Annotated in this window: 27 protein-coding genes; 13 read left to right on the top strand and 14 right to left on the bottom strand. The window is 67.7% G+C overall.

Translation table 11 applies throughout. The annotated features are described in order from the left end of the window. Positions 1-34 precede the first annotated feature (34 nt). The 9 genes from HL653_RS04940 (at position 35) to HL653_RS04900 (ending at position 5,677) form a co-directional block, all read left to right on the top strand. Positions 35-853, top strand: coding sequence for a pyruvate, water dikinase regulatory protein (locus tag HL653_RS04940; protein WP_171743532.1), 819 nt, complete (start codon positions 35-37; stop codon positions 851-853). Next, positions 850-1,449 carry a nucleoside triphosphate pyrophosphatase gene (locus tag HL653_RS04935; protein ID WP_171743531.1) on the top strand — a complete coding sequence of 200 codons (600 nt, stop codon included), beginning with the start codon at positions 850-852 and terminating at the stop codon, positions 1,447-1,449. Before HL653_RS04940 ends, HL653_RS04935 begins: the two co-directional genes overlap by 4 nt. Further along, a complete protein-coding gene (gene aroE, locus HL653_RS04930) occupies positions 1,446-2,300 on the top strand; it encodes a shikimate dehydrogenase (RefSeq protein WP_171743530.1) in 855 nt (284 codons plus the stop codon). Before HL653_RS04935 ends, aroE begins: the two co-directional genes overlap by 4 nt. Positions 2,301-2,352: 52 nt before the next feature. Continuing rightward, entirely contained in the window at positions 2,353-2,913 is a 561-nt protein-coding gene (coaE, locus tag HL653_RS04925) for a dephospho-CoA kinase (protein ID WP_171746786.1), read from the top strand. A gap of 9 nt (positions 2,914-2,922) precedes the next feature. Further along, positions 2,923-3,624 carry a DNA polymerase III subunit epsilon gene (dnaQ, locus tag HL653_RS04920; RefSeq protein ID WP_171743529.1) on the top strand — a complete coding sequence of 234 codons (702 nt, stop codon included), beginning with the start codon at positions 2,923-2,925 and terminating at the stop codon, positions 3,622-3,624. Positions 3,625-3,693: 69 nt separating this feature from the next. Next, positions 3,694-4,278, top strand: a complete 585-nt coding sequence (raiA, locus tag HL653_RS04915; RefSeq protein ID WP_171743528.1) for a ribosome-associated translation inhibitor RaiA — start codon at positions 3,694-3,696, stop codon at positions 4,276-4,278. Positions 4,279-4,318: 40 nt separating this feature from the next. Further along, positions 4,319-4,786 (top strand): PTS sugar transporter subunit IIA, encoded by a 468-nt coding sequence (locus tag HL653_RS04910; protein WP_171743527.1) that lies wholly within the window; start codon positions 4,319-4,321, stop codon positions 4,784-4,786. A 4-nt stretch (positions 4,787-4,790) separates the two neighbouring features. Beyond that, positions 4,791-5,114 (top strand): DUF1491 family protein, encoded by a 324-nt coding sequence (locus HL653_RS04905; protein ID WP_171746785.1) that lies wholly within the window; start codon positions 4,791-4,793, stop codon positions 5,112-5,114. An 80-nt stretch (positions 5,115-5,194) separates the two neighbouring features. Further along, on the top strand, positions 5,195-5,677 hold the full coding sequence (locus HL653_RS04900; protein ID WP_171743526.1) for an MmcB family DNA repair protein: 483 nt from the start codon (positions 5,195-5,197) through the stop codon (positions 5,675-5,677). Positions 5,678-5,835: 158 nt separating this feature from the next. On the opposite strand, the gene HL653_RS04895 is transcribed toward HL653_RS04900, so the two are convergent. Continuing rightward, the gene (locus HL653_RS04895; RefSeq protein ID WP_171743525.1) at positions 5,836-6,447 is read right to left on the bottom strand and encodes an ankyrin repeat domain-containing protein; all 612 of its coding nucleotides are present in this window, start codon (positions 6,445-6,447) and stop codon (positions 5,836-5,838) included. Positions 6,448-6,523: 76 nt separating this feature from the next. On the opposite strand from HL653_RS04895, the gene HL653_RS04890 reads away from it, so the two are divergent. Genes HL653_RS04890 through HL653_RS04880 form a run of 3 tightly spaced genes read left to right on the top strand, consistent with a single transcriptional unit; the run spans position 6,524 to position 8,245 of the window. Next, positions 6,524-7,120, top strand: coding sequence for an SCO family protein (locus tag HL653_RS04890; RefSeq protein ID WP_253717555.1), 597 nt, complete (start codon positions 6,524-6,526; stop codon positions 7,118-7,120). Next, complete coding sequence (locus tag HL653_RS04885) at positions 7,117-7,548, top strand: YcgN family cysteine cluster protein (RefSeq protein WP_171743523.1); 432 nt, start codon at positions 7,117-7,119, stop codon at positions 7,546-7,548. The genes HL653_RS04890 and HL653_RS04885 overlap by 4 nt, the downstream gene beginning before the upstream one ends. Continuing rightward, positions 7,538-8,245 (top strand): M48 family metallopeptidase, encoded by a 708-nt coding sequence (locus HL653_RS04880; protein WP_171743522.1) that lies wholly within the window; start codon positions 7,538-7,540, stop codon positions 8,243-8,245. Before HL653_RS04885 ends, HL653_RS04880 begins: the two co-directional genes overlap by 11 nt. Before the next feature lie 110 nt (positions 8,246-8,355). On the opposite strand, the gene HL653_RS04875 is transcribed toward HL653_RS04880, so the two are convergent. The 7 genes from HL653_RS04875 to gyrB all read right to left on the bottom strand — a co-directional run bounded on the left by HL653_RS04875 (position 8,356) and on the right by gyrB (position 17,260). Further along, positions 8,356-10,434: a transglycosylase domain-containing protein gene (locus tag HL653_RS04875; RefSeq protein ID WP_253717554.1), complete on the bottom strand. Its 2,079-nt coding sequence runs from the start codon at positions 10,432-10,434 to the stop codon at positions 8,356-8,358. A gap of 110 nt (positions 10,435-10,544) precedes the next feature. Then, complete coding sequence (msrB, locus tag HL653_RS04870) at positions 10,545-10,955, bottom strand: peptide-methionine (R)-S-oxide reductase MsrB (protein WP_171743520.1); 411 nt, start codon at positions 10,953-10,955, stop codon at positions 10,545-10,547. A 31-nt stretch (positions 10,956-10,986) separates the two neighbouring features. Further along, positions 10,987-12,045, bottom strand: a complete 1,059-nt coding sequence (locus HL653_RS04865; protein WP_253717552.1) for an NAD(P)/FAD-dependent oxidoreductase — start codon at positions 12,043-12,045, stop codon at positions 10,987-10,989. Next, entirely contained in the window at positions 12,024-12,722 is a 699-nt protein-coding gene (locus HL653_RS04860) for a methyltransferase domain-containing protein (protein ID WP_171743518.1), read from the bottom strand. The genes HL653_RS04865 and HL653_RS04860 overlap by 22 nt, the downstream gene beginning before the upstream one ends. Next, on the bottom strand, positions 12,719-13,765 hold the full coding sequence (locus tag HL653_RS04855) for a type III polyketide synthase (protein WP_171743517.1): 1,047 nt from the start codon (positions 13,763-13,765) through the stop codon (positions 12,719-12,721). The genes HL653_RS04860 and HL653_RS04855 overlap by 4 nt, the downstream gene beginning before the upstream one ends. A 9-nt stretch (positions 13,766-13,774) precedes the next feature. Beyond that, on the bottom strand, positions 13,775-14,662 hold the full coding sequence (locus HL653_RS04850; protein WP_171743516.1) for an aldose 1-epimerase family protein: 888 nt from the start codon (positions 14,660-14,662) through the stop codon (positions 13,775-13,777). Positions 14,663-14,770: 108 nt separating this feature from the next. Further along, a complete protein-coding gene (gyrB, locus tag HL653_RS04845; RefSeq protein WP_171746784.1) occupies positions 14,771-17,260 on the bottom strand; it encodes a DNA topoisomerase (ATP-hydrolyzing) subunit B in 2,490 nt (829 codons plus the stop codon). Positions 17,261-17,585: 325 nt separating this feature from the next. On the opposite strand from gyrB, the gene HL653_RS04840 reads away from it, so the two are divergent. Continuing rightward, positions 17,586-19,001 carry a M20/M25/M40 family metallo-hydrolase gene (locus tag HL653_RS04840; RefSeq protein ID WP_171743515.1) on the top strand — a complete coding sequence of 472 codons (1,416 nt, stop codon included), beginning with the start codon at positions 17,586-17,588 and terminating at the stop codon, positions 18,999-19,001. Positions 19,002-19,139: 138 nt separating this feature from the next. Here the strand turns inward: HL653_RS04840 and HL653_RS04835 are convergent, their stop codons facing one another. The 6 genes from HL653_RS04835 to argH form a co-directional block, all read right to left on the bottom strand. Next, positions 19,140-19,316, bottom strand: coding sequence for a hypothetical protein (locus HL653_RS04835; protein WP_171743514.1), 177 nt, complete (start codon positions 19,314-19,316; stop codon positions 19,140-19,142). Between the two features lie 134 nt (positions 19,317-19,450). Continuing rightward, positions 19,451-20,521, bottom strand: a complete 1,071-nt coding sequence (recF, locus tag HL653_RS04830; RefSeq protein WP_171743513.1) for a DNA replication/repair protein RecF — start codon at positions 20,519-20,521, stop codon at positions 19,451-19,453. Positions 20,522-20,708: 187 nt separating this feature from the next. Next, positions 20,709-21,575 (bottom strand): UTP--glucose-1-phosphate uridylyltransferase GalU, encoded by an 867-nt coding sequence (galU, locus tag HL653_RS04825; protein WP_171746783.1) that lies wholly within the window; start codon positions 21,573-21,575, stop codon positions 20,709-20,711. A gap of 2 nt (positions 21,576-21,577) precedes the next feature. Then, entirely contained in the window at positions 21,578-22,867 is a 1,290-nt protein-coding gene (lysA, locus tag HL653_RS04820) for a diaminopimelate decarboxylase (RefSeq protein WP_171743512.1), read from the bottom strand. Positions 22,868-22,869: 2 nt separating this feature from the next. Continuing rightward, on the bottom strand, positions 22,870-23,109 hold the full coding sequence (locus HL653_RS04815; RefSeq protein WP_171743511.1) for a hypothetical protein: 240 nt from the start codon (positions 23,107-23,109) through the stop codon (positions 22,870-22,872). Further along, entirely contained in the window at positions 23,106-24,482 is a 1,377-nt protein-coding gene (argH, locus tag HL653_RS04810) for an argininosuccinate lyase (RefSeq protein ID WP_171746782.1), read from the bottom strand. The genes HL653_RS04815 and argH overlap by 4 nt, the downstream gene beginning before the upstream one ends.

Below are 24,482 nucleotides of genomic sequence, written 5' to 3'. Positions count from 1 at the left end.
CCCGCCGGTGGAAGAGTAACTAGAGCCGGTTTTCATGCGTCTGCATCTCCACCTCCTGTCCGATTCCACCGGCGAAACGCTCGAGGCGATCGCCAAGGCCGGCATCGCCCAGTTCGACGGGGTGGAGACGATCAAGCATTTCTGGCCGATGGTCCGATCCGAAGGGCATCTGGATCGCGTGATGGGGGAGATCCTCCAGCGGCCGGGGCTCATCATCTATACGCTCGTCAATTCGGAGGTGCGCCGCACACTGGAGCAGCGCTGCCAGGTCGCGGGCCTGCCGCATGTCGCCGCGCTCGATCCGGTGACGGATGCGCTGCAGCGGCTGCTGGGGCAGGAGGCCAAGGCCAAGCCCGGCCGCCAGCACACGCTGGACGCGGCCTATTTCGCGCGCGTGGATGCGATCCAGTTCACGATCGCGCATGATGACGGGATCGCGCCCGAGGATTGGGAGGAGGCGGACATCCTGCTCGCGGGCGTCTCGCGCTGCTCGAAGACGCCCACCTCCATCTATCTCGCCAATCGCGGCTACAAGGTCGCGAACATTCCGCTGGTGGTGGAAAGTCCGCCGCCGCCGATCCTCTATTCGCTGAAAAATCCGCTCGTCGTCGGCCTCACGACCAGTCCCGACCGGCTGATCCAGATCCGCCGCAACCGCCTGCTGTCGCTGAATCAGGTGACGGAGACGCCATATGTCGATCAGGAGGCGGTGGCGGGCGAACTGGCTTTCGCGCGGCGCATCTTCGCGGACAAGGGCTGGCCGGTGATCGACGTCACGCGCCGTTCGATCGAGGAAACCGCGGCCGCCATCATCAACCTTCTGGGCGCACGCGCCACCGGGCAGAAAGCATGACAGACCTGATCCTCGCCTCCCAATCCTCCTCGCGCCGCGCCATGCTGGAGGCCGCTGGCGTGCCTTTCCGTGCCGAGGCGGCGGGGGTGGACGAGGAGGCCGCGAAGCTCGCCTTTCAGGCCGAGGGCTATGACGGGCGCGGGCTGGCCGATGCGCTGGCCGAGCTGAAGGCGGTGAAGCTGTCGCGCCGCTATCCCGATGCGCTGGTGCTGGGCTGCGATTCCACCGTGCAGGCGTCCGATGGCGCGCTGCTCGACAAGGCCGAGAGCCGCGAGGAAGCGCGCGACCAGCTTGCCGCGCTTGCCGGCACCACGCATCGGCTGACGAGCGCGGCCGTCGTCGCGCTCGGCGGCGCGCCGATCTGGCGCTATGTCGATGTCGCGAAGATGACGATGCGGCCTTTCTCCGATGCGTTTCTCGAGTCCTATCTGGAGGACGAATGGCCCGCGATCGGCGGCTGCGTCGGCGGCTATCGGATCGAGGGGCTCGGCGCGCAATTGTTCGCGCGGATTGAGGGAAGCCAGTTCACCATCATGGGCCTGCCGCTGCTGCCGTTGCTCGACTGGCTTCGCATCCGGGGCGTGATCCAGGCATGAGCATTTACGCAGAGGTGATCGGGGATCCGATCGCCCATTCGAAATCGCCGATCATCCACACGTTCTGGCTGGAGCGGCTGGGGCTGGCGGGCGATTATCGCCGCGCGCATGTCCGCCCCGAGGATCTGGCGAGCTTTCTCGACGGACGGCGCTCCGATCCGGACTGGCGCGGCTGCAACGTCACGATCCCACACAAGCAGGCGGTTCTTCCTCTGCTCGACGCGATCGATCCGGTCGCGTGCAGGATCGGCGCGGTCAACACGATCGTCGCGCGGGACGGGAAGCTGAAGGGCTATAATAGCGACGCCGATGGCTTCCTCGAACCGCTGAAGCCCTGGCTGGAAGAGCGGCATCTGCTGCGCACGGCGCGGATCTTCGGTTCGGGCGGCGCTGCGCGTGCGATCGCGCATGGCCTGTGGAGCAAGGGTTTCACGCTGATCCTCGCCGCGCGCAAGGAAGAGGCCGCGGCCGAGATCGCGGCGGGGTTCGATCCCGCGCACGTCCATGTCGTCGATCTCGCCCATTTCTCTCAGCCGCAGGATTTCGACTGGAAGGAGACGGACGGGCGGCTGGATGTGGTGGTCAACGCGACACCGCTGGGCATGACCGGCCAGCCCGCGCTGGATGTGGATTTCAGCCACATGCCGCCCGGCGCGATCATCTATGACGCGGTCTATTCGCCGCTGGAGACGCCGCTGCTGAAGCAGGCGCGTGCGCTCGGCCATCCGGCGATCGACGGGCTGCAGATGCTGCTCGGCCAGGCGCGCATCGCTTTCCGCCTGCTGTTCGACGCGGAGCCGCCCTCCGATCCCGAGAGCGACGCGGCGCTCCGCCTGCTGCTCACGGCCTGAGCGCGGCGGCGCGTCCGTGAGCATCGTGATTGGCCTCACCGGATCGATCGGCATGGGCAAATCGACCGTGGCGGCGATGATCCGCGAACTCGGTATCCCGATCTTCGATGCCGATGCGGAGGTGCGTCGCCTGCAGGGGCCCGGCGGCGCCCTGCTCCCCGCGATCGAGGCGCTCTTTCCCGGCACGACGCATGCGGGCGGCCTCGATCGCGAGAAACTGGGGCAGGCGGTGTTCGGGGATCGCGCGGCGCTGGAGCGGCTGGAGCATGTGATCCACCCCGCCGTGGAGCGTTCGCGTCGCGCCTTTGTCCGCCGCTATCGGGCGCGCCGAGTCGTCGTGCTCGATATCCCTTTGCTGTTCGAAAAAGGCGGCTGGCGTCGGGTGGATGCGATCGTCGTGGTGTCGGCGGCGGCGTGGCAACAGCGCAAGCGGGTGCTCGCCCGGCCGGGCATGACGGCGGCGAAACTGGCCCGAATCAGAGCCTTGCAGACGCCCGACGCGGAAAAGAGGCGGCGTGCCGATTTCATCCTCTCCACCGGAGGGACGCAGGAGCGCACGGGTCGCGATCTGCGCCGCATCCTCGCTTGCGTGGGCGCGCGCGCGGGCCGATAGTATCCGGCCATGCGTGAGATCGTCTTCGATACCGAAACCACGGGCTTCAATCCCGCCGAGGGCCACAAGCTCGTCGAGATCGGTTGCATCGAGATGATCAACCGGGTCGAAACCGGACGCGATTTCCATCGCTATATCAATCCGCTGCGCTCGATGCCGGCCGAGGCGGAAGCCGTTCACGGCCTGTCCGAGAATTTCCTGTCGGATAAGCCCCTGTTCGGGGACGTCGCCGCCGATCTGCTGGAATTCATCGGCGATGCCCCGCTCGTCGCGCACAATGCGAATTTCGATTTCACCTTCCTGAACTGGGAGCTGCAGGCCTGCGGGCTGGAGCCCATCAGCCTGACGCGGATGGTGGATACGCTTGCCATCGCGCGCACGCGCCACCCCGGCGCCAAGCTCAGTCTCGATGCGCTCTGCAGCCGCTATGGCATCGATCGCAGCCAGCGGATCAAGCATGGCGCGCTGCTCGACGCGCAGCTTCTGTCGCAGGTCTATGTCGAGCTGAAGGGCGGTCGCCAGATCGGCCTGTCGCTTGCCGAATCCAGTGCGGCGCTCGTCGACGACGCGGCCTTTGCGGCCGTCCCGATCGAGCGACTTTTCCGGCCGGCCCGGCCGCATCGCGCAAGCGACGCGGAACTCGCGCGGCACGCCGTATTTGTATCTACCCTGGTCGAACCGTTGTGGAACGAGCTGACCCAGTCAGCTTGACCTCGCGCCCATGCTGGGCTTGAGGCCAGCGCTCCGCAGCGGCGCGGCCCTTGATGAAGGAGAGCATTGATGGACATCCGGGTCTCTGGCCACCAGGTCGACACGGGCGACGCGCTGCGAACCCATGTCGAGGATCGGCTGCAGGGTGTTGCGGACAAATATTTTTCGCGCAGCATCTCGGCGCACGTCACCTTCGGCAATGCCCCTCACAGCGCTTTCTCCTGCGATATCGTCGCCCATGTGATGCAGGGCGTGATCCTGAAGGGCTCGGGCCAGGGCAATGAAGCGCACCCGGCCTTCGATGTGGCGGCCGAGCGGATCGAGACCCAGCTGCGTCGCTACATGCGCCGGCTGAAGAACAAGCATGCGGTAAACGGCGCGGCGGTGGCGCCGGGCGAGATTGCCGATAATGCGGCTTACACCGTCTTCCAGGTGCAGCAGGAGGAAGAGGATGCCGCCGGCGATCATCCCCCGATCGTGGCCGAACTGCGCGTCGACGTGCCCGAGGCGAGCGTGGGCGATGCCGTGATGATGCTTGATCTGCGCAACACGAATGCGCTGCTGTTCAAGAATTCCGGCACCGGCGCCTTCAATATGGTGTATCGCCGCGGCGACGGCACGATCGGGTGGGTCGAGCCGCAGCACGCGGCCTGATTCAGGCCTTTTCACTTCTGGCAAGACGATACCGAGCAGCATGGACGAGTTTGCGGATATCCTGGCGCCCAGTTCCGTTTTTTCGGAGCTGGCCGTTCCGAACAAGAAGGTGCTTTTCCAGCAACTTGCAGCCGCCGCAGGCGATCTGACGGGGATCGATCCCCGTCAGATCGTCAGCCGGCTGACGGAACGCGAGCGTCTGGGGTCGACGGGCTTCGGGGGCGGCATCGCCATTCCCCACGGCAAGATCGAGGGCATTGGCCGTGTGGTCGGTGCCTTCGCCCGGCTCGCCAGCCCGATCGATTTCCAGGCGATCGACGACATGCCCGTCGATCTCGTCTTCCTTTTGCTCTCGCCCCCCGATGCGGGGGTGGAGCATCTGAAGGCTCTGTCCCGCGTCAGCCGGCGCCTGCGCGATGCCGCGTTCGTCGCCAAGCTGCGCGGGGCGGGCTCGCGCGACGCGCTCTACGCTCTGTTCGTCGAGACGGACGCGCGGGACGCGGCCTGACGTGATGGAGGCGCGGGCCGCCGCCGGCCTGCTCGTTTCCGCTCTGGTCCGCCGGATCGAGGAAGAGGGCGGCTCCGCGATGGTGCTGGCGAAGGGGGACGCTACGGCGGGCGCGATCCTGCTGGCGCTCGCCGATCGTGGCGTGGACGGGCCCTTGCTCGAACGCAGCTTCGGCGTGGACGGCTATGCGTGGCGCGAGACGGGCCCCGCAGACCCGGCCGATCGCGCCGACTATCTGAAGAGTCGACGCCGCACCGATCCCGATCTGTGGATCGTCGAGCTGGATCATGCCGAGGCGCGAAGGATCGCGCTGGATCTGTTGGGCTGACCTCGGACCCTTCAAGCGGTGGGCAAGGGTTGGATCCGAATCGCCTTCCCGATGTTCCCGAATCGTTCTAAACAGACGCTATGGCGTCTACGCTCCCCTGTTTCGAAGATGGCCCGCTGGTCGCGGCCGATGTCGCGCGTGGCGTGGCGCGGCTCTTCTTCCGGCAGGATCTGGTCGCGCTCTGCGAGGTGCCGCTCGGCAATGGCCGGCGCGCGGACATCATGGCGCTGGATGCGAAGGGCTGCATCACGATCGTGGAGATCAAGGTCTCGCGCGCGGATCTGCGCGGTGACGGCAAATGGCCGGATTATCTGGACTATTGCGATCGATTCCTGTGGGCGGTCCCTGCCGGCTTCGATCTCTCACCCTTCGAGGAAGCGCATTTCCGCCCGGAGGTTTGCGGGCTGATCGTGGCCGATCGCTATGATGCGGCGATCCTGCGTGAGCCCTCGCATCGCCCGCTCGCCGGTGCCCGCCGCAAGACCGAGACGCTCCGCTTCGCCCGCCGCGCCGCCCAGCGCCTGCTGGGCTCGCTCGATCCGGGGCTGGCCGGGCTGGATTAGGAAATTCATCCTCCCCCGCCAGGGGAGGTGTCAGGCGGAGCCTGACGGAGGGGGCGGAAGCCGGACGGTTGCTGACCTTCCCCTCCGTCGCCTTCGGCGCCGCCTCCTCCTGGTCGGGAGGATGGGTGAGGACCGCTCGATCGAACCCTTCGTTCGTCTTAGCGAACCGGCCCGGCAATCTTCCCGTTCGCGGCCTTGGCGGGCTTGGCCTCGTCCAGCAGCTTCAGCATCGCCGTGCCGCGGCGATCCTCCTTCGCATAATCGCGCGCGCTCTTGCCCGCGATCGTGTCCTGCGCGTCCGGATTGGCGCCGGCCGTGATCAGCTGCCGCCCCACCACCAGATCGCGATTGCGGACCGCGAAGATCAACGGCGTCTCGCCGCTATTGTCGGTTGCGTTCACGTTGGCGCCGGCGGTGATCAGCAGGCGGGTCGCGTCGGCATCGCCGGTCTGGGCCGCCACGAGAAGCGGCGTCATGCCCTGATTGTCCTTGATGTCGGTCGCGGCGCTCCGGCTCAGCAGGAAGCTCAGCCAGGTCGAATCGTGCCCGCGCGTCACAATGTGCAGGGCCGTCTCGCCGGTGCTGGGATCGCGCGCATTCAGCACGGGCGCGCCGGGCTTGTTCAGGAACGGCATCGCCTTGTTGCCGTCGCGCTCCTTCACCGCTTTCAGGAAGGAGAAGCTGTCGGAAAACTGGGCGAGGCTGGGCGCGGCGAGCGCAAGGCCGATCGCACCGGCGGCGATCATGGCAAAGCGGTTGCGAACACCCATATTCTGCTCCTGGAAGGTGGCGGCGCGAGACGTGCGCTTGTCACCGGCCTCCTAGCAAAGCATGATTGAGCACACCATGAACAATCCACGTCTGGTCGCCGCCGCGCTGCTCGCGCTGGCGCTCGGTGCCTGCGGCCCGAAGTCTTCCACGGCGCAGGAAGCCCCGCTGGCGGGCGCCCGGATCGGCGGTCCCTTCACCCTGATCGATCAGGATGGGGCGCCGTTCCCGAGCGAGAAACTGAAGGGGCGCTATGCCATCGTCTATTTCGGCTACACCTTCTGCCCGGACGTCTGCCCCACCGACATGCTCAATCTGGGCAAGGGGCTGAAGGCGTTCGAGGCGCAGGATGCCGCGCGCGCCGCCCGGGTGCAGCCCGTCTTCATCTCGGTCGATCCCGCGCGCGATACGCCGGAGGTGCTGAAACGCTATGTCGCTGCCTTCCATCCGCGTCTGATCGGCCTCACCGGCACGGAGGCGCAGATCGCCGCCGTTGCGAAGGAATATGCCACGACGTACCAGAAACAGGATCCGGCGCCGGGCGCCTCCGGCTATCTGATGCAGCATATGAGCACGGCGATCCTGTTCGGCCCCAAGGGCGAGCCGATCGCTTTGGTCCCGGTCGAGGCAAGCGCGCAGGCCGTGACCGAAACATTGGCGGCGTGGGTGAAATGAGCCGCTTCTGGGAAGAGAAACCGCTCGAGCGGATGAGCCGCACGGAATGGGAATCGCTGTGTGACGGCTGCGGCAAATGCTGCCTCCACAAATTGGAGGATGAGGAGACGGGCGAGGTTTTCGCCACCAACGTCGCCTGCCGCCTGCTCGATCGCAAGAACGCGCAGTGCATGGATTATCCCAACCGGCGCACGCACGTGCCCGATTGCGTGCGGCTGACCCCCGCCAAGCTCCACACGATCGACTGGCTGCCGAAGAGCTGCGCCTATCGCCTCGTCGCGGACGGCAAGCCTCTGCCCGACTGGCACCATCTGATCAGCGGCAGCCGCGAGACGGTGCATGAGGCGGGCGCTTCCACGCGCGGCTGGACCGTGTCCGAGGACGATGCCGGCGAACTCGAATATCATATGATCGATCGTGAGCTCTGAACCCAGCTTCGCCGATCCGCAGGGAGGCAGGCGGGCGCTGGTGGTGCGCCGATCGCCGCGCGCGCGGCGGGTGCGGTTGGTGGTCGATCCGCGCGACGGCGCGGTGAAGCTCACCGTGCCGGCGCGCGCGAACCTCGCGTCGGCCGTGCGCTGGGCGGAGAGCAAGCGCGCCTGGATCGAGGCGACGATCGCCGCTCTGCCGCGCCCCGATCCCCTGGCGGACGGCGCGACGATTCCGTTCGAGGGGCGTGACTATCGCCTGAGCTGGCGCGCGGATGCGCCCCGCCGCGTGACGATCGACGATGATCGGATCGTGGTGGGCGGTCCGGAGGAACTGGCGGTACCCCGCCTGCTGCGCTGGCTGCGCGCCGAGGCGCTGGTGAGGCTGAAGGCCGAGACCGAGCATTATTGCCGTCTCGCGGGCGTCACCCCCGCGCGCGTCGGCATCGGCGATGCCAAGACGCGCTGGGGCAGTTGCACGGCCTCAGGCGATATCCGCTACAATTGGCGCCTGATCCTGGCCCCGCCCGAGGTGCGCCGCGCGACCGTCGCGCACGAAGTGGGGCACCGGCTGCACATGAATCACAGCCCCGCCTTCCACGCCGCCGTCGCGCGCCTCTACGGCCGGGATCCCGCGCCCGAGCGTGCGTGGCTCCGCGCGAATGGCAGCCGGCTGCACAGTTTCGGCCGGGGCTAAGCGCGACGGTACTCCTGCGAAAGCAGGAGCCCAGAGTTTCAAAACGCAGCGCTCGCCGCCCTGGGCTCCTGCTTTCGCAGGAGCACGAAGAGGCCGACGCGCTACTCTTCTCAGCGCGGCGGCGTGGCCGGCTGCGTCGGATTGGGCTTGCGCTGGTCGCGCAGCACATTGTCCAGCCAGCGCTGGTCCAGCTGCGGTTCCTGCGAGTCCGCACGCGGCGGGGTCGCCGGGGCGGGGGGCGCATCGGGCAGAGTCGGAGCGTTGCCGGGAGCGGGCGCCGGCTGCAGCTCGGGCACGTCGCCCGTCACTTCGTCACCGCCGGTTGCGGGCGGCGCGGCATCGCCGCCGAAGCCCTGGTCGGGATTGCCGAAATAGGCTTCGTCGTCCGGCTCCAGCTGCCATTCGGGCAAGGTCACGTCGGTATCGAACTTCTCGGCCGGGCGGCTCTGCAGCGCCACGCGCATGAACGACGCGAAGGCCTGCGCCGGATTGCGGCCGCCCTGCAGGCCGGGGATCGGCTTCGCATCGTCGCGGCCCATCCACACGCCGGTGGTCAGCCCGCTGGAGAAGCCGAGGAACCAGCCGTCCTTGTTCGAATTGGTCGTGCCCGTCTTGCCCGCCACCGGCCGGCCGATCTGCGCGGCGCGCGCGGTGCCGACATTGACGGCGGTCTGCAGCAGATCGGTCATCTCGGCGGCGACGAACGGCGCGACCAGCACGCGCGGCTGGCTCTGCTCGCGCTGGTAGATCACGGTGCCGTCGGTGGTCGTTACCTTGAGGATGCCGTAAGGTGCCACCGCCGTGCCGTTGGCCGAGATGGCGGCGAAGGCGCGCGTCATGTCGATCAGGCGCACGTCGGACGTGCCCAGCACCATCGAGGGATGCGTGTTGATCGGCGTCGAGATGCCGAAGCGCTTGGCCATGTCCGCCACGCTGTCGAAGCCCACCTGCTGGCCGATCTTCGCCGCGACCGTGTTGATCGAGAAAGCGAAGGCGGTGCGGATGTCGATATCGCCCAGGAAGCGCCGGCTGCTGTTGCGCGGGCTCCAGTTATCGATCGTGATCGGTTCGTCCGTCACCGGATCGCCCGGCTTCACGCCCGCCTCCAGCGCGGAGAGATAGACGAACAGCTTGAAGGCCGATCCCGGCTGCCGCTCCGCCTGCGTCGCGCGATTGTAGATGGAGGAGACATAATCGGTGCCGCCCACCATCGCGCGCACGGCGCCGTCATTCTCCATCGAGACGAGCGCGCCCTGCAGGCCTTCCGGCGTATTCTGGCGGATCGCCGCATCGGCCGCGTCCTGCATCTTGCGGTCGAGCGTGGTCCACACGTCCAGCGGCGCGCTCTGCTCGTCCACCAGAGTGTCGAGCTGGGCCAGCGCCCAGTCGGTGAAATAGCGCACGCTGTTCTGCTTGGGCTCGGGCGCGAAGGTCACGGCCTTGAGGTCGACGCCGGCCGCCTGTGCGGGCGTCAGCGTGCCCGCATCCACCATCACGTCCAGCACGACGGAGGCGCGGTCGCGCGCGGCCTGCGCGTCGGCGGAGGGCGAATAATGGGACGGCGCCTTCACCAGACCCGCGATGATCGCGGATTCGGCCAGCGTCAGATGATCACCGGGATGGCCGAAGAATTTGCGGGCGGCCGCGTCGATGCCGTACGCGCCACCGCCGAAATAGACGCGGTTGAGATACAGCTCCAGGATCTGCGCCTTGGAGAATTTGCGCTCCATCGCCAGCGCCAGGATCGCCTCGCGGATCTTGCGGGCATAGCTGTAATTGCTGGAGAGGAAGATGTTACGCGCCAGCTGCTGCGTGATCGTCGATCCGCCCTGCAGGCGACGGCCCTCGTCGTGCAGGCGCTTGGCCACATAGAACATGCGCGCGATGCCGATCGGATCGATGCCGGGATGGCTGTAGTAGCGCCGGTCCTCCACCGCCACGATCGCGTCCTGCATCACCTTGGGGATGCGGTCGTGCGGCAGCCAGTCGCCATAGCTCGGCCCCAGCGCCAGCAGCAGCGATCCGTCCGCGGCGTGGACGCGCACGGTCTGCCCGTTGGGCTTCTGCATCATGTCGTTGAAGGACGGGAGCGAGGCCATCGTCACCATCACCGCCACGACGAGCGCGGCGATGCCGGCGAGCGCGCCGAACAGGATGGTTCGAAGGGCGATCCTGGCGATGCGGCGCATGCCGCCCGAGGGTTTGGATTTGGCGGAGGGCATAAGGCTGTAGCGCGATTACCGCCTCGCGCGTCCGCTCACAAGGCGATCCCGATGGATTGCCGCGCGGCGAGCCCGATTCAACCCTTATCCGTGCCGTTTTGCGGCTGGAAATGCAGCGAAGCCGAATTGATGCAGAAGCGCAGGCCCTCGGGGCCCGGTCCATCCGGGAATACATGGCCCAGATGACCCCCGCAGGCGGCGCAGCGCACCTCGGTGCGGATCATGCCGTGCCCCATGTCCCTATGCTCGGTCACGGACTGCTTCTCGGAGGGCTTGGTGAAGCTGGGCCAGCCGGAGCCGGACTCATATTTGTCGCCGCTCGCGAAGAGCGGCGCCCCGCAGCCGGCGCAGACATAGGCGCCCGTTTCGTGATGGTCCCAGTAACGGCCGGTGAAGGCCCGCTCGGTGCCGGCCTCGCGCAGCACATGATATTGCTCGGGGCTGAGCCGCTCGCGCCATTCGGCGTCAGGCAGATCGATCTTCTCCATCAGGCGAATGTGGGTGGCGCCGGGGCACGGATCAATGGCCGATCCGGGTGAGCCGGGCAGCGTGGCGCGCGAGGCCGGGCAGGAGGCGCAGGCAAGCGACGGCGAGGGCGGCGGGGACGGGCGATTCCGCGATATGCCGGATCGTCTCGGCATGGCGCAGCGGCCGGTCCGCGCGCCCCGCGAAATCGGTCGTGAAGCGGGTGGCATCGTCGCCGGAGAGGATCGCCTCGGCCGCCGCACGCCCACTCGCCAGCGCGATGGCGATGCCGTCGCCCGCCAGCGAGGCGATCACCGCCGCCTGATCGCCCACGCGGTAGAGACCCGGTTTGCTGGCCCGCGCGCGCCAGCCATAGGGCACGGCCGCGATCGCGTCCCAGCGCGTGGCGGCGGCGCCGAGCGCGGCGATGGCGGGCGCCTCCCGCGCGAGGGCCGCGATCAGCGCGTCCGGCCTGCCTCCCGCCTCGCGAAAGCGTTCAGGCCGCACCGACAGGCACAGATTGGCGCGCCCGTCCTCCTGCAGCAAAAGCCCGGCATAGCCGTCGCGGAACAGGTGCAGCTCGATCCGTCCCACCAGATCGGGCGGCGCCGGGATGGTGGCGCGCAGGCCGATCGATCCAGCGGGGGCATCGCGCGCCACTCCGCGCACCGCATGCTTGCCGGTCGCGAGGATCAGCCGTTCACCTGTGACGCGCTCGCCATCGGCCAGCTCGGCTTCCGTGCCGGCAACCCGCTTGACCGCTGTGCCCCGGAGCAGGGAGACGCCTTCCACTTCGGCCAGTGCCAGCATCGCCTCATCGAGGCGGACGCGGGACAGGCCCGCCGCCGGCCCCGGCAGGCGCGCTTCGGCCGTGCGGCGCCCTGCGAACAGCTTCACATGCGTGATCGGTACGGCGCCCAAAGCCACCGTATCGATGCCGAGCGCGCGCAGGGCTGCCAGCGCGTCCCAGCCGAGGAAGCCGCCGCAGACGATCCCGCCTGGCCGCTCGCGCCGCTCGATCAGCAACGCGTCCCGCCCCGCCCGCGCGAGCAGGATGGCGGCGGCGGCCCCGGCGGGCCCGCCGCCGACGATCAGCGTATCCGTTCGACGCACAGGCGAAAGGCGAAGCGGCGAACGACGCGGGCAGCGCGCACATCGCCCCCGGCCGCCTCCAGATAGGGCTGCCATTCGGGCGCGCGAAAGCTGCGCGCGATCGAGAGCGTGCCGTCCTCGCGCACGATCCTGTGCCAGCGCATCAGCCGCGTCAGCCAGGGATAGGTGGTGTAGGCAAAGGCGCTGCGCCGCAGATCGTTGATCATCCAGCCGACCGCCGCCTCCCGCTCCATGAAGCGCAGGAAGGCGATCAGCTGTTCGTCGCTCATGTGATGCGCGACGAGGCTGGAGACGACGATGTCGATGCCGCCGCCTGCGAGATCGGCATAATCGCCGGTGCGGAAATCGATGCCCATCGTGGGCGGCGTCGCGGCCTTCGCCACGCGCTCTGATCGCGGGTTCAGGTCCACGCCGATCAGCTCCGCCTCGATCCCGCGCGCCTGCGCCCAGCGGGCTATGGCGCGCAGCATATCCCCATGGCCGTAGCCCACGTCCAGCAGCCGGAAGCGCATCCTGCCCCGCAGCGCCCGCGCCAGAAAGGCGAGCGTGGGGTGCGCCGCGAACAGCAGGCGGTTCACCTTGGCCAGATCGCCCAGCAGCGCCGCATAGGTTTCGAAATCGAGATCGGCCGCATCCATCTGCTCCTCCTCGCGGGAGCGGATGGCGAGCCGGCTCATCGGGCGATGCGGAAGCCGAAGCCCTCCGCCGCCATGCCCGGCCCGAAGGCCAGGGCCACGCCATTGTCCGCGCGCGTGTCGCCCCGGATCAGGCGATCGAGCACGAACAGCAGGGTCGCGGATGACATATTGCCCTTCTCGGCCAATACCGTGCGCGATGCCGCCAGCGCATCGTCCGGCAGGGAAAGCGCGCGCTCCACCGCATCCAGCACCGATCGCCCGCCGGCGTGGACCGCCCACATGTCGACCGGCGCGTCGCCCACGCTCGCCGCCCGGATCATGGGATCGGCCAGCGCCTCCGCGATCCGGCCCGGCACCGCGCCGTCCAGCGTCATCACGAAGCCGGTATCGCCTATATCCCAGCGGATCAGATCGGCGCTGTCGGGCAAAGCGGCGGAGAAGGTGCGGGTGATCGCCAGCCCCTCGGGCTCCGCGCTCACGATCGCGGCGGCGGCGCCGTCGCCGAACTGCAGCATCGCCAGCAAGGGCTCGATCGTCACGTCATGCTGCAGATGGAGCGTGCACAATTCGACGGTGACGACGAGGACTTTTGCTGCGGGTTCGGAGCGCACGATATGGTGCGCGGTCCGCAGCGCCGCGACGGCCGCATAGCAGCCCATGAATCCCACCAAAGTCCGCTCGATCGAGGGTGGAAGGCCCAGCCGCGCGGCGATGATCTGGTCGATGCCGGGGGCGGTGAAGCCGGTGCAGCTCGCCACCACCAGATGCGTGACGCCCTCGATCGGGCCGAGTGCCGCGATCGCCTCCAGCGCGAGCCTCGGCGCCTCCTCGGCATAGATGGCCATGCGCCGCGCGGTGGTGGGGGAGGCGCCATGATAGAAGCCGCCGGGGTCGATCTGGCGCGCGCCGGGCTCGGGCGCCAGCACCGACCAGCGATTCACGATCCCCGATCGATCCGCCATGCGCTTGAAAAGCGTCGCGGTGCGGCGATCCTCGATGCGGCTTCTGGCCCATTCCACGAACAGGCCGTGGACCTCGTTGGGCGGGGTGGCGGTTCCGACGCGGTTGATATGCGCGATCACCGCCTTTTGTTACTTGAGTGTTTCTGAACCGAGCGTGATGGCCATCATGAATCTGTGGCTCGATCCCGCCGGCAGCTTCAGGATGCCGGGCTTGTCGCGCAGTTCGCCGGCATAGCCCTGCGGATCGGCGAAGCCCGCCCACGGCTCGATGCAGAGATAGGGCGCGCCCGGCTTCTGCCAGATGCCCAGCTCCGGCATGTCAGGAAAATCCACCTGCAGCCCGCGCGTGTCCGGCGCACCGAAGATCAGCGATCGGCTGGCGAGGCGATCGAAGATGATCGCATCGTCCTCGAACAGGTTGGCATCGGGCGCGAGCGTGTCGCCCGCCACCGGCGTCGGTTCGGGTGCGGGGCGCATCAGCCCGGCGCCGTCGATGCGGCGGATCGGCGCGGGCTCGGGTGCCGCGAAGATCACGCGATGCGCGTCCTTCGCGCCGCCATAGGGCAGGGGCCAGCGCAGGGCCGGGTGGAAGCCGAAGCTCGCGGGCAGATCGCGCGTACCGATATTGTCGAGCGTCGCGATCATCGAGAGCGTCGCGCCCTCGATCGTGAAGCGCAGGTCGAGCCGGAAAGCGAAGGGATAGACGGCGCGGGTCGCCTCGCTGTCCTCCAGCCGGAACGTGGCGCAGCTCTCCGTCCGCTCCACCAGCTCCCACTCGGTCTTGCGGGCGAAACCGTGCTTGGCGAGCGTGTAGGCCGTGCCGTCGACATGGATCGTGTCGTTCGCCACCGCGCCCACGATCGGGAACAGCACTGGTGCGCGGCCCGTCCACCAGGCCGGATCGCCATCCCACAGGAGATCGCGCCCGGCTTCGTCGCGTAGGGCATGCAGTTCGGCGCCGAGCGTGGAGATTTCGGCGGAAAGCCGGTCGGATCGGATCGAGACGATGTCGGTCATGGCCTGCTCAATCCCTCACCGCACTATTTCGATCCACAGCACCTTCGCCATCGCGACCCCGGCTCAAGGCCGGGGTCGCGATGACGTCAAACGCATGTCAGCCGGACGTCACACGTCCAGATTGGCGACCGACAGCGCATTGTCCTGAATGAATTCGCGGCGTGGCTCCACCACGTCGCCCATCAGGCGCGTGAAGATCTCGTCGGCCACGTCGGCCTGCGCGATCTCCACCTTCAGCATCGAGCGGTTGGCCGGATCCAGCGTGGTTTCCCACAGCTGCTCGGCATTCATCTCGCCGAGGCCCTTGTAGCGGGCGATGGCGAGGCCCTTGCGGCCCGAGGCGAGGATCGCCTCCAGCAGCTCGGACGGACGCGTGATGCGCTTGCCCTTGGCGGGCTCGGGCGCCGCATCCTCGTCGGCTTCGTCACGGCTCTCGGCCTGCTTGATCGAGACGAGCCGTGCCTCGCCGGAATAGCTCGTGGCCTGCTCGGCGATCAGCGCATGGAGGCGGCGCGCCTCGGTCGAAACCACGAAGCCCGCATCCACCACATGATGGTCGGTCACGCCGCGCCACAGGCGCTTGGCGTGATAGCCGCCCTCGCCGGTCGCCTCGACCGTCCAGCGTGCCTCGGGATCGGCGCGATTGAGCCACTCGCCCGCCGTCACCGCCACGCGGGCCCGATCGCCGATCTCGGGATCGAGCGCGCCGGCCAGCGCCATCGCCTCGATCATCCCATGATCGTAGCGGCGCGGCACATAGGCCATCAGGCGCGACACGCGCTGCGCATGATCGATCAGCGTCCGCAGATCGAGCCCGGTGCGCGTGCCCTCGCTCGTTTCCAGCGCATTGGAGCCGAGGCCCGCTTCGACAAGGTAATTGTCCAGCGCCGGACCGTCCTTCAGATAGACTTCGGAGCGGCCCTTCGCGACCTTGTAGAGCGGCGGCTGGGCGATGAAGAGGTGCCCGCGCTCGATGATCTCCGGCATGTGCCTGTAGAAGAAGGTCAGCAGCAACGTGCGGATGTGCGCGCCGTCCACGTCGGCGTCCGTCATAATGACGATCTTGTGGTAGCGCAGCTTCTCGATGTTGAAATCGTCGCGGCCGATGCCGGTGCCCATCGCTTGGATGAGCGTGCCGACTTCCTTGGACGACAGCATCTTGTCGAAGCGCGCGCGCTCCACGTTCAGGATTTTGCCCTTCAGCGGCAGGATCGCCTGCGTGTTGCGATCGCGGCCCTGCTTGGCGGAGCCGCCGGCCGAGTCACCCTCGACCAGGAAGAGCTCGCTCTTGGCGGGATCACGCTCCTGGCAGTCGGCCAGCTTGCCGGGCAGGGAGGCGATGTCCATCACGCCCTTGCGCCGGGTCAGCTCGCGCGCCTTCTTGGCGGCTTCGCGCGCAGCGGCGGCGTCGATGATCTTCTGGACGATCGCCTTGGCGTGGTTGGGATTCTCCTCCAGCCATTCGGCGAGCTTGTCCGCGATCAGGCTTTCCAGCGGCGCGCGCACCTCGGACGAGACGAGCTTGTCCTTGGTCTGGCTGCTGAACTTGGGATCGGGCAGCTTGACCGAGACGATCGCGGTGAGGCCCTCGCGCATGTCGTCGCCGGTGAGGGTCACCTTCTCCTTCTTCAGCGCGCCGGACTTTTCCGCATAATTGTTCAGCGTGCGCGTCAGCGCGGCGCGGAAGGCGGCCAGATGCGTGCCGCCGTCGCGCTGCGGGATGTTGTTCGTGAACGGAAGGACATTCTCGTAATAGCTGTCATTCCATTCCAGCGCGACGTCGATGCCCACATCGTCGCGCTGGCCGGTCACCGCGATCGGATCCGGGAACAGCGGCGATTTGGCACGGTCGAGATATTTCACGAAAGCCGCGATGCCGCCCTCGTAATACAGCTCATGCTCCACCTTCTCGGCATGGCGCGCATCGACCAGGAAGATGCGCACGCCCGAATTGAGGAAGGCCAGCTCGCGATAGCGATGCTCGAGCTTCTCGAAATCGAATTCGGTGATCTTGAACGTGGCGGGGCTCGGCAGGAAGGTCACCTTGGTGCCCTTCTTGCCCTCGGGTGCCTTGCCGGTCACCTTGAGCGGCGCCACCGCGTCACCGTGCGCGAAGCGCATCTCGTGCTGCTCGCCGTCGCGCCAGATCGTCAGGTCCAGATATTCGCTGAGCGCGTTCACCACCGACACGCCCACGCCGTGCAGGCCGCCCGAAACCTTGTAGGCATTGGCGTCGTTCGTATTGTCGAACTTACCGCCGGCATGCAGCTGGGTCATGATGACCTCGGCGGCGGAGACGCCCTCCTCGGCATGGATGCCCGTCGGAATGCCGCGGCCATTGTCCTCGACCGAAACAGAGCCTTCGGGATTCAGCGTGATGACGATCCGGTCGCAATGGCCCGCCAGCGCTTCGTCGATCGCGTTGTCGGAGACTTCGAACACCATATGGTGGAGGCCGGAGCCGTCGTCCGTATCGCCGATATACATGCCAGGCCGCTTGCGGACCGCATCGAGGCCCTTGAGCACCTTGATCGAGGAGGCGCCATAATCTTCGCTGGCGCTGTTGGTGGAGCCGCTGGTTTCGGGGGTATCTGCCATACCGAGCATATAGGGATTCGGGCGGCGTAACCCAAGCGAAATGGGAAGGCGCGGTGTGGCCGGAAAACCCCACAAACACGATGCCCCGCGCCGCAAGGGGGGAGCGACGCGGGGCGGGGGGATACAAGCTACGCTTACGAGTGCTTATTCTGTTATCGTTGAAGAGGGGCACCCTCTCTCCAGATCGCCCAACTCTCGATCCGCGGCCTGGTTCCCGATTGGCGGCCATTTCTGCGCCGAAATCGATCCGGGCTTGCGCGCCGGGCGATCCGCATTCCATCATGACCGCTGCGGGCGCCCGTCGCCCGGTCAATGGGGGACAGGCATGAAGAAGCGACTTTTGGGATCGGCCGGTGTGTCGCTGCTGGCCACGTCGCTCGCCGCGCAGACCGCGCCGCTCACGCCGGAGCAGCAGAGCTTCCGCGCGCTCTATCAGGAGATGGTGGAGACGGACACGTCGATCACCACCGGCAGCTGCACGTTGCTGGCCGACAAGATCGAGGCGCATCTGAAGGAGGCGGGCTACACGCCGGACCAGATCACGCGCTTCGCCATTCCCGAGAAGCCGAAAGAGGGCGGCCTCGTTCTCGTCTATCCCGGCACCTCGAAGACGCTGAAGCCGATGCTGCTGCTCGGCCATCTCGACGTCGTCGTCGCCAAGCGCGAGGACTGGACGCGCGATCCGTACAAACTGATCGAGGAAAACGGCTATTTCTACGGCCGTGGTACCTCGGACATGAAGGCGATGGACGCCGCCTGGGTCGATATGATGATCCGCTTCAAGAGGAGCGGGTACAAGCCCAAGCGCACGATCAAGATGGCGCTCACCTGCGGCGAGGAAACGACCGGCGCGTTCGACGGCGCCGAGTGGCTCGCCAAGAACAAGCCCGATCTGATCGCGGCCGAATTCGCGCTCAACGAGGGCGGCGGCGGGCGCACGGATGGCCACGGCAAGGTCGTGCTGATGACGATGCATGTCGGCGAGAAGGCCGTGCAGAATTATCGGATCGAGACGACCAATCCCGGCGGCCACAGCTCGGTGCCCGTGCCGGACAATGCGATCTACGAATTGGCCGATGCGCTGAAGAAGGTCGCGGCGTATGAATTCCCGGTCCAGCTGTCGGATACGACGCGCAGCTATTTCGCGCGCGTCGGCAAGACGCAGCCGGGCGAGCTGGGCGCGGCGATGGTCGCCATCTCCAAGGATCCGACCGACAAGGCCGCGCTCGCGATCCTCGACAAGGACCGCTCCTATCATTCGATGCTGCGGACGACCTGCGTGGCGACGTTGCTCGACGGCGGCCATGCCAACAACGCGCTGCCGCAGCGTGCGGGCGCCAACATCAATTGCCGGATCTTCCCCGGCAACAGCGTGGAAGCGACGCAGGCGGCGCTGGCCAAAGCGATCGACGATCCGAAGGTGACGGTCACGCTGGTGCAGCCGATCCGTCCGCCGGCGGTGCCGCCGCCGCTGGATCCCAAGATCTTCGGCCCGGCCGAGAAGCTCGTCGCCAAATATTATCCGGGCGTGCCCTTCGTCCCCGCCATGTCGACCGGCGGCACGGACGGCATCTTCCTCGAAGGGATCGGCATCCCGGTCTATGGTCCGCCCGGCGGCTATGGCGATCCGGACGGAAACGGCGCGCACGGCCTGAACGAGCGGCGCTCGGTCGCGTCCGTCTATGGCGGGCGCGATTTCCTGACCGATCTGGTCAAGACCTACGCGGAAGGGCCGAAATAAGGGGAGGCCCCGCCCCAGGCCGGGCGATCGGTACTCCGGCGAAAGCCGGAGTCCAGGGCTTCAGACGCAGCGCGAGATGCCCTCGGCTCCTGCTTTCTCAGGAGCTCGTTGCGTCCCCGCCAGCCTGATCGATCGACCCTATCGAGGCTCGCCGTTGAGGGCGGCTCCTACGGCCAGCCAATACATGGCGTCCTCGATCCGGGCGCAATCGAGGGCCCAGGCGACGCGGCGTTCGATGGCGCCGCCGGCCTCTCCGTCGAAGAGGTCCCACACCATATTGGCGCCTTCCAGCACATGCTCGTCGATACGGTCCATTGCCATTCCCGGCCTGGAGTGACGTCGGGCAATAAGAGCTACTGCACAGGTCAATGCGTTAGGCCCGGTTCAGTTCCTAACACTTCGATCGGGCCGATCCGGCTTTTTCTCGGGAATCTGGGCTTTTCTAAGGCTTATTGGCCCAGATCGATCGATGTTGCCGCTGCGGGGAGAGGGCCGAAGGCCGCCATGTCGGTGCCCGTCATCCATACCTGCCCGCCCGCATCGGTGAGCCGATCGAGCAAAGCGGCGCGCCGCAGCGGATCCAGATGCGCCGCTACCTCGTCGAGCAGCAGGATCGGCCGCGCGCGGCGATCCGCCGCCACCAGATCGGCATGGGCAAGGACGATGCCGAGCAGCAGCGCCTTCTGCTCGCCCGTGGAGCAGAGCGCGGCGGGCTGCGCCTTGCCGAGATGCGTGACGGCCAGATCGGTGCGATGCGGCCCCGCCAGCGTGCGCCCGGCGGCGGCATCGCGTCCCCGGCCCGCGCGGAGTTCGTGGGCGAGGGCGGTCTGGCCATCCTCCGGCGCAGGTGCCCAGCCATCCAGGGCAAGTCCGGCCCGCGCGAACGGTCCTTCGGCCTGCGCCGTCAGCCGTTCGCCCAATCTCTCCACCGTGCCGATGCGCGCGGCGGCGATCGCGCTGCCATGTTCGGCCATGCCGGCCTCCAGCGCGGCGAGCCAGCCGGGATCGGCGCCGTCGGGTTCGGCCAGCAGCTTGTTGCGCGCGCGCATCGCCGCTTCGTAGCGGCTGGCGTGGGTCGCATGGCCCGGCTCTCGCGCCAGCACCAGCCGGTCGAGAAAGCGCCGCCGCGCGCTCGCCCCTTCCACGAACAGCCGGTCCATCGCCGGCGTCACCCACAGGATCGCCAGATAATCGCCCAGCGCCGTGGCGCTGCCGCTCGCGCCGTTGATGCGCACCTGCCGCCGCTCGGGCGCGGCCGCCAGCGTACCCGTGCCCAGTTCCTGCTCGTCGATCGTGCGCGCGCTGATCGCGAAGCCGCCCGGACCGTCGCTGCGCGCCATTTCGGACAAGGTCGCCCCGCGCAGCCCGCGCCCTGGCGCCAGCAGCGAGACGGCCTCGAGGATATTGGTCTTGCCCGAACCGTTCAGCCCCGTGAGCAGCACGAGACCCGGCCCCGGCGCGATCGTCAGCGCCGCATGATTGCGGAGGTCGGTCAACGCGAGACGGGCGAGCGCGGTCATCGCCTCACCCTTTGCACCACTGCATCACTATCGCGATAGGCCGCCCCGCAATGGCCCGGCCCGCAGGGCCCATCACCTTTTCTTCTCCGTGTCTCTGCGCCTCTGCGCGAATCCATTTTTCTTTTTCACGCAGAGACGCGGAGACGCAGAGAGAGAAGAAGAACGATCCCGCTTTCGCGGAAGGGAATCAGAGCCCCTTGAGCCAAGCCTTCAGCGCGGGCCCGATATCCTCGCGCTCCAGCGCGAGCGCGACATTGGCCTGGATGAAGCCCAGTTTCTCGCCGCAATCGTGGCGCGTGCCGTCGAAGGTCTGGGCGTGGAAAGGCTGCACGCCGATCAGTTCGGCCATCGCGTCGGTCAGCTGGATCTCACCGCCCGCACCCTTCTTGCCCGCATCGAGGATGTCGAGCACTTCGGGCTGCAGGATATAGCGGCCGACCACGGCGAGGTTCGACGGCGAGGTGCCCTGCTTGGGCTTCTCCACCATCCCCTTGATCTCGGTCACGGCGCCTTCGCCCGCGCCCGGCGTGATCACGCCATAGCGATGCGTATGCTCGGCCGGCACCTCGACCACGGAGATGACGTTGCCGCCCTTCGCGTCATAGGTTTCGCGCATCTGCTTCAGGCAGGGATTGGCCGGATTCCACAGAAGCTCGTCGGGCAGCAGCACGGCGAAGGGCTCGTTGCCGATCAGCCCCTTGGCGCACCACACGGCATGGCCGAGGCCCGACATTTCCTGCTGGCGCACGAACGCCGCCTGGCCGGGCTTCAGCCGGGTGGGCTTCAGCAGTTCGATGATCTCGGTCTTCTGCTTGGCGTGCAGATCGGCCTCGATCTCGAACGCGCGATCGAAATAATCCTCGATCGCGTGCTTGGATCGGCCGGTGACGAAAATCAGCTGGTCGAAGCCCGCCGCCAATGCCTCGTCCACCGCATATTGGATCAGCGGCCGATCGACGACGGGAAGCAGTTCCTTGGGAACGGCCTTGGTGGCGGGGAGGAAGCGCGTGCCGAAACCGGCGACAGGAAAAATAGCCTTACGGACGGGCTTCACACTCATGCAACTGTCTCCTTCTCGAGCCACGCGGGCAGGGAATCGGCGGAAATCAGTGATTCGATTGTCTGGCGGGGCCGCACTATCGCCCATTCGTGACGGGAAACCATCACCTCCGGCGTTAACCCACGCGAATTATACGTGCTGGCCATCGTCGCGCCGTATGCGCCGGCCGTCATGAAGGCGACGAGATCGCCGTCCTTCACCTCGTCCATCGTGCGGCGCTTGGCGAAAGTGTCGCCGCTCTCGCAGATCGGGCCCACCACCGTCGCCGTGAACTGCGCGCCCGTGGGCGTCACCGCGCGGATGGCGTGATAGGCCTCGTACAGGCTGGGGCGGATCAGGTCGTTCATCGCCGCGTCCACGATCAGGAAGGGCTGCGTCTCGCCCTGCTTCACGCGGATCACGCGCGTCAGCAGAACGCCCGCATTGCCCACGATCACGCGGCCCGGCTCGAACAGCAGGCGAACGTTCCAGCCGGCCGTCACCTCGCGCACCATCGCGCCATATTCGGCGGGGCTCGGCGGCACCGGCTTGGCGGGATCGTAGGGCACGCCCAGCCCGCCGCCCAGATCGGCGGTGGCGATGGAATGGCCCGCCGCGCGCAATTCCGCGATCAGCGCGCCGACCCGGCTGAAGGCGGCACGGCTGGGGCCGAGATCGGTCAGCTGGCTGCCGATATGCACGGCCACGCCCTGCACCGTCAGGCCGGGCAAGATCGCCGCGCGCGCATAGGCGGCCATGGCTCGGCTGATCGGTACGCCGAACTTGTCCTCGGATCCGCCGGTGGAGATCTTGGCGTGCGTGCCCGCCTCCACATCGGGGTTCACGCGGAAGGCGACGGGCGCGGTGAGGCCCAGCGTCGTCGCCACTTCCGACAGCATCTCCGCCTCGGGCTCCGATTCCAGATTGAACTGGAAGATGCCCTCGCGCAGCGCCAGCGCCATCTCGTCGGCGGTCTTGCCGACGCCGGAGAAGACGATCTTGTTCGCCGGAATGCCCGCCGCCCGCGCGCGCATCAGCTCGCCGCCGGAGACGACATCGGCGCCAAAGCCTGCCGCCGCCAGCGTCGCCAGCACCGCCTTGTTGGGATTGGCCTTCACCGCGAAGGCGATCAGCGGTCCCTCGGGGCCACTCTCAACACCCTCCAGCCCCTCACGGAACACGCGCACGTGCCGCTCGATCGTGGCGGTGGAATAGACATAGGTGGGCGTGCCGACGGCGTCGGCGATCGTGGCCAGCGCCACGTCCTCGGCATGCAGGCTGCCGTCGCGAAGCTCGAAATGGTCCATGGTCAGCGCGGCGGCAGATCGAAATGGTCGTCGGGGCGCACCTGGCTCCGCGTCAGCACCTCGTCGCTGCGCGTGGGGCGCATCTGCGCGGGCGAGGCGAGCAGCTTGGTCGAGTTGGGCTGCGTCGCCGATGTGGCGGGCTTCACCGGCAGAGCGTGGCCGGCGGCCGGCACCAGCGGCTGGCGCTTGCCGCAGCCGGCCAGCGCCAGCGTGGCGAGCAGGAGGAAAGCGGCCGTCTTCATGCGTCTGCCTCCAGCCCCGCCTTGGCCTCCGCCACGCGGGCGCGCACCTGATCCGGCGCGGTGCCGCCGAAGCTCTTGCGCGCGGCGACCGAGGCGTCGACGGTGAGCGCGGCGAATACGCGCGCGTCGATCCGCGCGTCGATCTCCTTCAGCGCCTCCAGCGACAGCGCCGACAGCGCCACGCCCTCCGTCTCGGCCAGCTTCACCGCCCGGCCCGTGATATGATGCGCCTCGCGGAACGGAATGTCCGCCTGCCGCACCAGCCAGTCGGCCAGATCGGTCGCGGTGGAGAAGCCCGCCTCGGCGGCGCCGCGCATGCGATCGGTGCGGAAGGTGGAGCTTTCCACCATCCCGGTCATCGCCGCGATCGAGAGCGCCAGCAGATCGTGCGCCTCGAACACGGGCGGCTTATCGTCCTGCATGTCCTTGGAATAGGCCAGGGGCAGGCCCTTCATCGTCATCGTGAGCGCCACCATGCAGCCCGCGATGCGCCCGCTATGCCCGCGCACGAGTTCGGCCGCATCCGGGTTCCGCTTCTGCGGCATGATCGACGATCCGGTGGAGTAACTGTCGGGCAGCGAGACGAAGCCGTAGGGCTGGCTCGCCCAGATCACGAATTCTTCGGCCAGCCGCGACAGATGCAGCGCGCACTGGGTGGCGGCCATCAGATAATCGAGCGCGAAATCGCGATCGGAGACGCTGTCGAGCGAGTTGCGCGTCGGGCCGTCGAAGCCCAGCGCGCTCGCCGTCGCCGCGCGATCGATCGGGAAACCCGTGCCCGCCAGCGCCGCCGATCCCAGCGGGCAGAGGTTGGCCCGCGCCCGCGCATCGGCGAAGCGGCTACGATCCCGGCCGATCATCTCATAATAGGCCATCAGATGGTGGCCCAGCGTGACCGGCTGCGCCACCTGCAGATGCGTGAAGCCCGGCATCACGCTGGCGGCATGTTCCCCGGCGCGCGTCACCAGCGCCACCTGCAGGCTCTTCAGGCCCGCCTCCACCGCGTCGATCGCGTCGCGCACCCACAGCTTGAAGTCGGTCGCCACCTGATCGTTGCGGCTGCGGGCGGTGTGCAGGCGGCCGGCTGCCGGGCCGATCAGTTCGGCCAGGCGGCTCTCCGCCGTCATGTGGATGTCTTCGCGGTCCAGATCCTCGGGCACGCCGTTCGCCGCATATTCCTCGGCGATGGTCGCGAGGCCGCCGTCGATCGCGGCCATGTCGTCGGCCGCGACGATGCCCTGCGCGCCCAGCATCGCCACATGCGCGCGGCTGCCGGCAATGTCCTGCTTCCACAATCGCTTGTCGAATGGGATCGAGGCGTTGATTTCGCGCATGATCGCGCTAGGCCCGCCAGCGAACCGTCCTCCCCACAT

The sequence above is a fragment of the Sphingomonas sp. AP4-R1 genome (assembly GCF_013113735.1).
Classification (GTDB): domain Bacteria; phylum Pseudomonadota; class Alphaproteobacteria; order Sphingomonadales; family Sphingomonadaceae; genus Sphingomonas_I.
The sequence above is the reverse complement of the archived record's forward strand: the minus strand, read 5'-3'. Positions and strand labels throughout refer to the sequence as shown.

Excerpts from the sequence above, each read along its gene's own strand:
- HL653_RS04890 (WP_253717555.1), top strand. The coding sequence starts at position 6,524 with ATGAACAATCCACGTCTGGTCGCCGCCGCGCTGCTCGCGCTGGCGCTC.
- argH (WP_171746782.1), bottom strand. The coding sequence starts at position 24,482 with ATGTGGGGAGGACGGTTCGCTGGCGGGCCTAGCGCGATCATGCGCGAA.
- HL653_RS04905 (WP_171746785.1), top strand. The coding sequence starts at position 4,791 with ATGGAGGCGCGGGCCGCCGCCGGCCTGCTCGTTTCCGCTCTGGTCCGC.
- raiA (WP_171743528.1), top strand. The coding sequence starts at position 3,694 with ATGGACATCCGGGTCTCTGGCCACCAGGTCGACACGGGCGACGCGCTG.
- msrB (WP_171743520.1), bottom strand. The coding sequence starts at position 10,955 with ATGGAGAAGATCGATCTGCCTGACGCCGAATGGCGCGAGCGGCTCAGC.
- recF (WP_171743513.1), bottom strand. The coding sequence starts at position 20,521 with ATGACCGCGCTCGCCCGTCTCGCGTTGACCGACCTCCGCAATCATGCG.
- HL653_RS04935 (WP_171743531.1), top strand. The coding sequence starts at position 850 with ATGACAGACCTGATCCTCGCCTCCCAATCCTCCTCGCGCCGCGCCATG.
- lysA (WP_171743512.1), bottom strand. The coding sequence starts at position 22,867 with ATGGACCATTTCGAGCTTCGCGACGGCAGCCTGCATGCCGAGGACGTG.
- HL653_RS04910 (WP_171743527.1), top strand. The coding sequence starts at position 4,319 with ATGGACGAGTTTGCGGATATCCTGGCGCCCAGTTCCGTTTTTTCGGAG.
- aroE (WP_171743530.1), top strand. The coding sequence starts at position 1,446 with ATGAGCATTTACGCAGAGGTGATCGGGGATCCGATCGCCCATTCGAAA.
- HL653_RS04815 (WP_171743511.1), bottom strand. The coding sequence starts at position 23,109 with ATGAAGACGGCCGCTTTCCTCCTGCTCGCCACGCTGGCGCTGGCCGGC.
- HL653_RS04875 (WP_253717554.1), bottom strand. The coding sequence starts at position 10,434 with ATGCGCCGCATCGCCAGGATCGCCCTTCGAACCATCCTGTTCGGCGCG.
- HL653_RS04860 (WP_171743518.1), bottom strand. The coding sequence starts at position 12,722 with ATGAGCCGGCTCGCCATCCGCTCCCGCGAGGAGGAGCAGATGGATGCG.
- HL653_RS04885 (WP_171743523.1), top strand. The coding sequence starts at position 7,117 with ATGAGCCGCTTCTGGGAAGAGAAACCGCTCGAGCGGATGAGCCGCACG.
- dnaQ (WP_171743529.1), top strand. The coding sequence starts at position 2,923 with ATGCGTGAGATCGTCTTCGATACCGAAACCACGGGCTTCAATCCCGCC.
- gyrB (WP_171746784.1), bottom strand. The coding sequence starts at position 17,260 with ATGGCAGATACCCCCGAAACCAGCGGCTCCACCAACAGCGCCAGCGAA.
- HL653_RS04850 (WP_171743516.1), bottom strand. The coding sequence starts at position 14,662 with ATGACCGACATCGTCTCGATCCGATCCGACCGGCTTTCCGCCGAAATC.
- HL653_RS04900 (WP_171743526.1), top strand. The coding sequence starts at position 5,195 with ATGGCGTCTACGCTCCCCTGTTTCGAAGATGGCCCGCTGGTCGCGGCC.
- HL653_RS04840 (WP_171743515.1), top strand. The coding sequence starts at position 17,586 with ATGAAGAAGCGACTTTTGGGATCGGCCGGTGTGTCGCTGCTGGCCACG.
- HL653_RS04940 (WP_171743532.1), top strand. The coding sequence starts at position 35 with ATGCGTCTGCATCTCCACCTCCTGTCCGATTCCACCGGCGAAACGCTC.
- HL653_RS04895 (WP_171743525.1), bottom strand. The coding sequence starts at position 6,447 with ATGGGTGTTCGCAACCGCTTTGCCATGATCGCCGCCGGTGCGATCGGC.
- coaE (WP_171746786.1), top strand. The coding sequence starts at position 2,353 with ATGGGCAAATCGACCGTGGCGGCGATGATCCGCGAACTCGGTATCCCG.
- HL653_RS04835 (WP_171743514.1), bottom strand. The coding sequence starts at position 19,316 with ATGGACCGTATCGACGAGCATGTGCTGGAAGGCGCCAATATGGTGTGG.